The 5,544-nt window shown below is 42.3% G+C and carries 5 protein-coding genes and 1 pseudogene; 5 read left to right on the forward strand and 1 reads right to left on the reverse strand.

Annotated elements, in window-relative coordinates; all coding sequences use genetic code 11:
• Positions 1-430 precede the first annotated feature (430 nt).
• Entirely contained in the window at positions 431-679 is a 249-nt protein-coding gene (locus F6K57_RS35500; RefSeq protein ID WP_070391597.1) for a hypothetical protein, read from the forward strand.
• A complete protein-coding gene (locus F6K57_RS35505; RefSeq protein WP_070391598.1) occupies positions 676-1,080 on the forward strand; it encodes a type II toxin-antitoxin system VapC family toxin in 405 nt (134 codons plus the stop codon). Before F6K57_RS35500 ends, F6K57_RS35505 begins: the two co-directional genes overlap by 4 nt.
• 177 nt (positions 1,081-1,257) lie before the next feature.
• Here F6K57_RS35505 and F6K57_RS35510 read toward each other — a convergent pair whose 3' ends face one another.
• A complete protein-coding gene (locus tag F6K57_RS35510; RefSeq protein WP_293059114.1) occupies positions 1,258-1,995 on the reverse strand; it encodes a cation diffusion facilitator family transporter in 738 nt (245 codons plus the stop codon).
• Positions 1,996-3,080: 1,085 nt separating this feature from the next.
• Between F6K57_RS35510 and F6K57_RS35515 the strand changes: the two genes are divergently transcribed.
• The 3 genes and pseudogenes from F6K57_RS35515 to F6K57_RS35525 form a co-directional block, all read left to right on the forward strand.
• Entirely contained in the window at positions 3,081-3,242 is a 162-nt protein-coding gene (locus F6K57_RS35515) for a hypothetical protein (RefSeq protein ID WP_158069452.1), read from the forward strand.
• A gap of 447 nt (positions 3,243-3,689) precedes the next feature.
• The gene (locus F6K57_RS35520) at positions 3,690-5,198 is read left to right on the forward strand and encodes a glycoside hydrolase family 9 protein (protein ID WP_293072704.1); all 1,509 of its coding nucleotides are present in this window, start codon (positions 3,690-3,692) and stop codon (positions 5,196-5,198) included.
• Between the two features lie 163 nt (positions 5,199-5,361).
• Positions 5,362-5,544: pseudogene (locus tag F6K57_RS35525) on the forward strand (hypothetical protein); the annotation flags it as partial.

Genomic DNA, 5,544 nt, shown 5'->3' on the forward strand with positions numbered 1-5,544 from the left:
TCGCTAATCGCTGATAGCTGATAGCTGATAGCTGAATGCTTACGAAACCCTTATGCCAAGGAGACAGCCAAGATGGCTATCCCACATATAACTAATAGATAACTTGAGACAAAATTGAACAAAAAAAATCCCCAGCGGGTAGCTGAGGGATCAGTCAGGGTGCATCTACTATTTCTTAATCCTTCATTGCTCTGTCTCGATCCGGAAGAAATTAGAAATCGGTACGCCAAATCAGAAGCCAAGTTGTGAAACCGTTTGACCCTGATCTAAACAAACTACCCCTTTCAGGCATACGTCCCTTTATATTCTATCCACACATACATCCCAAAATGGTTATATATTCCACACATCCCACACTTCCCGCACGAAGTACCTCATCCAATTGAAAACTGCTATAAGATTGGATAAGTTCTATATACCAGAAAGCACGATGGAAAGTATTAAAGTAATCTCCCATGTGGGGTCTGATGGCATTTTACATCTCGACGTTCCAGTAGGGATAACGAACAAAGAATTAGAAGTTATGGTGATTGTTAACCCATTAAAATCATCCTTAAAAGTAGAAACACCCCAAGGCTGGATGCCTGGTTTTTTTGAGGAAGTAATTGGGGGTTGGGCTGGAGAACCGTTACAGCGGGGGCAGCAGGAAGAGTTTGAGACAAGGGAGAGTCTATTTTGAGCTACCTTTTGGATACCAATGTTTGCATTCGGCTGTTGAACAATACCAGTCCGGCGGTGACATCTCGCCTTGCTACCGAACAACCAGAGACTATTTTTATCAGCTCCATAACCGAAATGGAGTTATATTACGGTGCTTATCGTAGTGCCAAACAGTCAATAAATTTAGCACTTTTGCAACGATTTTTCAGTCAGTTTAGGATTCTACCGCTAGACACCAATCCTGCCAGAATAGCAGGACAAATTAGGGCTGATTTAGCAGCTAGGGGAACACCAATCGGACCTTATGATTTACAAATCGCTGCGATCGCCCTTGCTAATGATTTAATTGTGGTTACCCATAATACGGCTGAATTTAGCAGAGTTCGTGGACTACGCATTGAAGATTGGGAGCTGGACTAGCTTTTAAGCAAATACTACTAGAGAAAGTTGACAAATAATTGGTATGAGAGTTTAAAACAAAAAGCCATCATTTGACCGCTGACCGCTGACCGCTGACCGCTGACCGCTGACCACTAAATGGTTACCTAAAAATTCCCGAAAACTATCATTTCAAAATCAATAGCTCTCCAGTAATTTTCAATCCTCTTTGAGTTTTATCAAAGACACTAAATCGGTCTTTCCTAACTCTAGCCAGCCTAACTCATGAGGGGGTTTTTCTATCGCCCTCGTCCTAGTTAGTTGCAGGGTTTGCCCCAGCAGCGGAAGATTACTTAAGCCAATTAAAATAGCTACACTAAAGCTGATGATCGCATCCGCCTGAGGCCAGTTGAAAATTCCAACCGCCAAAGCAGCTATTATAGTGCCGATTGAGCCAACTACGTCTGCCAGTACATGCAAAAATGCACCACGCAGATTGAGGTCTTGCTCAGTATTTTCCCCTAGCCAATAGAGGTTAATGCTGTTGATCACTACGCCAATTAACGCAGTGACTAGCATCGGCAAACTGAGGATTTCCTCAGGTGTCCCTTGCAGATGGGCGATCGCTTCTCGCCCAATCCATACAGACATAGCCACTAGACCGATACTATTGATCAGACCAGCCAAAACCTCAATCGGTTGATTGCTCATTTGCTTTCGAGACTTCGAGGAGCCTTGAGCCAGCCATGCAGCAAGCAAAGCAATACTCATTGCTACAATATCTGCCAGCATGTGAGCCGAATCAGCTTTGAGAGTTAAACTGTGGCTAACAAAGCCGACAACCATTTCGAGTAAAGCAAAGATTGTGATTAATACAATCACCCTCTTCAACCGCTGAACCTTACCCAGAGATACGCTGGTCTGGCACAAACAACCTAATCTGTTGCAATTGAGCATAGTTTAAATTACTTTGGTTAGTCAACTGGGAAAATAGTCTTGCCTCGGAAAATAGTTTCCTGCACCTTGATATCAATGATATCCATTGGCTCAACGTCCAGAGGATTGTCAGAAATACTCACAAAATATATTGTTTTTTAATAGAAATTTCCATGATTAAATTTTCTTTATATAGAGAAATTTTTTCCCTAATACAACATAAGTAAATCTGAGTAAAAACTTGTTATCACAAGTTTAATTAATGTCTATAACACTAATCTTATACTGTTGTCAAGCCAATGATAATTTTAAACAATATGAGCCTTAAATACCATATAGCCAAACCTATTTTATTGTCAAAATTTAGTTTTCTTGAAAAATTTAATTTTAAGGAATTATATTTGAGATAGTACCAAAGTCTATCAACGCTTCTTGATGCAGTCGCTCATGGGGGAAACCCCCTTTGGCGGCGCTGCATCGCTTTACTATGCTTAACGTACCGCCGTTTAAGTGACCTCAACAAGTTGATAAGATCACAACTTTATTGATTAAATTTTCACAACTTTATTGTATTACACACATATTACAAACTAGGCGACTCAGTAGGTAAGACACCGTCATATGAACAACTAAGGGACTTGCGTGTAAAAAAAAATACCAATTCAAGTAGGGTGGGCAAAGTATAGCAGAAGTCAGAAGTTAGAAGTCAGAAGTCAGAAGTAAAACTCTTGCGCTTACTTAGGTTTGAGACTTTTGTCATGTCCTAACTGCCCTGGCGACTGCTATAATATTATCTAGAAGACTCATTTGAACCAAACTGTGTCTTGATGCAAAGCGCGAGTGGGGGAAACCCCCTTTGGCGGCGCTGCATCGCTTTTTGCCCACCCTACAAACTCCCAAATTAGTTTTTTAAGTTTTTTAAGGTTTTCATCCTATTTATACTTTTTGTATTATTACAAAAGGAAGGAGCCAGAAGCCAGCGCGAAGATTCGACAACTGGCGCTGGCTTCTGGCTCCTTCCCTTAGACTTCCTTCTAGAGAATTTTGAGGAAATGCCGGAAAAACTCCAAAATTTCCTCTGTCCCCCAGATTAACCAGATGGGGAGATGGGGAGATGGGGAGATGGGGAGATACCGAAAAGTAGGGCAAGAGCCAAGAGGCAAGAGTTAATAAAGTATAGCGCTGCATCACTGCTCCCTGTTCCGGTGATCCGCTGTTCCCTGTTCCCTGTTCCCTGTTCCCTGTTCCCTGTTCCCTATTCTCTATAAAAATGTATCTCACCTAATTTAAAACCGTTTATTCTAAGATACTGTGTGTTAGGCATTTTAATTCTTTACTAAAAATTAACAATATCTTCTAATTTTCTTTAACACTAATATCTTGACAGTTGTAAACTAGTATTAGCTATCGTTACAAAAGAAAACTATTTCGGTGTCGCCATTGAGAGTAATACTACTCAAATTTAAAGTGCCTTTGTCAATCAAATAGGATGACCTATTATCTCCTTTATTAACGGAGACTTAGAGACTAGTTCGTTTTCCCTTTATTACACAGGGATGATTTACCCTGTTTCGTTATTTTTATAGTCATAAACAACAGAATAAACCACAAAAAATGGTAATGTGACCTGTTTTATTTTTCCAGTATTAAACAGGGGTGATTTGACTTGATTGGTTCTCAAAAATTACTAAAAATTTACTAAATTTTAATTACTAATGAATGCATCTACTCCTGTTCAAATCAACCCATCCAATGGAAATGGTGAGACTGTACCTAGTATCATCAGCAGCAATTTCTCAACCAATTTATCAACACAGTTTAACTATGGTGATGCTGTCGAAAAGTCCTTCTTATTTTATGAAGCTCAGCGCTCTGGTAAACTTCCAGAGGACAATCGCATCCCATGGCGCGGGGATTCTGGCCTCAACGATGGTGCTGATGTAGGAGTTGACCTCACTGGCGGTTATTACGATGCTGGGGACCACGTCAAGTTCGGCTTCCCCATGGCTGCTGCCATGACTATGCTAGCTTGGGGGGCAATCGAATATCAAGATGCCTACCAGCAAATGGGTCAATGGGATGAGGCGTTGGATGCCATTAAATGGGGTACCGATTACATACTCAAAGCCCACATCACAGACAGTAACGGTCAAACCCAAGAGTTCTGGGCACAGGTTGGATCCGGTGAAATCGACCACAGCGTCTGGGCACCGCCGGAAACCATGACCATGGCGCGACCAGCCTACAAAATTGATCCGTTAAATCCAGGTTCTGACCTAGCTGGTGAATCCGCTGCTGCCTTAGCTGCTGCCTCAATTGCCTTCCAATCTACAAACAGCAGCTACGCTAATCAACTACTCACAAACGCCAAAGCCCTATTTGACTTTGCCGAGACCTATCAGGGTAACTACTCTGACTCTATCGCCGATGCTGCTATTTTCTACAATTCTTGGAGTGGCTACGAAGACGAACTAGCCTGGTCTGCAAGTTGGCTGTACAAAGCAACCGGTGACCAGACCTACTTGGATAAAGCCGAAAGTTACTATCTAGGTATTGATCCGACTCAGACTCAATCTTGGGATCAAAAAGTCTATGGTACTGGCATCCTCCTTGCTCAGGAAACTGACGAAGATAGGTACCGTATCGAAGTAGAACGCTGGCTGGACTACTGGAGTGACGACAGTGGTGAAGGTATCGAATATACTGAGGGTGGACTAGCTTGGTTCAATGACTGGGGTTCCCTACGATATGCTGCCAATACCGCTTTCCTTGCTGGTATTTATAGTGATACCGTTAATGATGGTAATGGTCGTTACTCCGATTTCGCAGCTGATCAAATTGACTACATTCTTGGGGATAATCCCAATAATTTCAGTTATGTCGTGGGTTTTGGCCACAATTCTCCCAAGAATCCCCACCATCGTGGAGCCCATGGTTCCACCACCAATGACATCGAATCACCAACGGACAACCTCAACATTCTCTATGGTGCATTGGTGGGTGGTCCCTCTGAACCAGACGATAATGCCTATGTCGATGATCGAACTAACTATGCCATTAATGAAGTCGCTCTTGACTACAACGCTGGCTTCACTGGTGCTCTTGCCCGTATGTACCGTGAACAGAATCAACTCAGTCTGGGTTCTAACCTTGAACCAGTAGTGTCTACAGTAGATCCAATCACTGACTCCATCATGGAACTGTCCCCCGCCGGGGAATTCTAAACCGTTTATTACCAGGTTTTTCGATTATTTTAGTACATATATACACAAAGTTAACTTCTAGGGAAAAAAAAATATTAGGCTTCTTGCATAATTATCCAAACAGAGGTGGATAGCTCTTATAGATACCTACTTACAATCTCTAAAAAATTCAGGAGCAACTTTCATGAATACATTAATCGGCGGTCCAGGTAATGACACTCTAGTAGGAGACAACTGTGACGATAACCTGATCGGGGGTGCTGGCAATGACAGCTTACGAGGTTTGGGTGGCAATGACCTTCTTGATGGGGGTGCTGACAATGACACCCTGGAAGGGGGTGCTGGCGAAGATTTACTTGATGGCAGA

The sequence above is a fragment of the Moorena sp. SIO4A5 genome (assembly GCF_010672005.1).
Taxonomy (GTDB): Bacteria; Cyanobacteriota; Cyanobacteriia; order Cyanobacteriales; family Coleofasciculaceae; genus Moorena.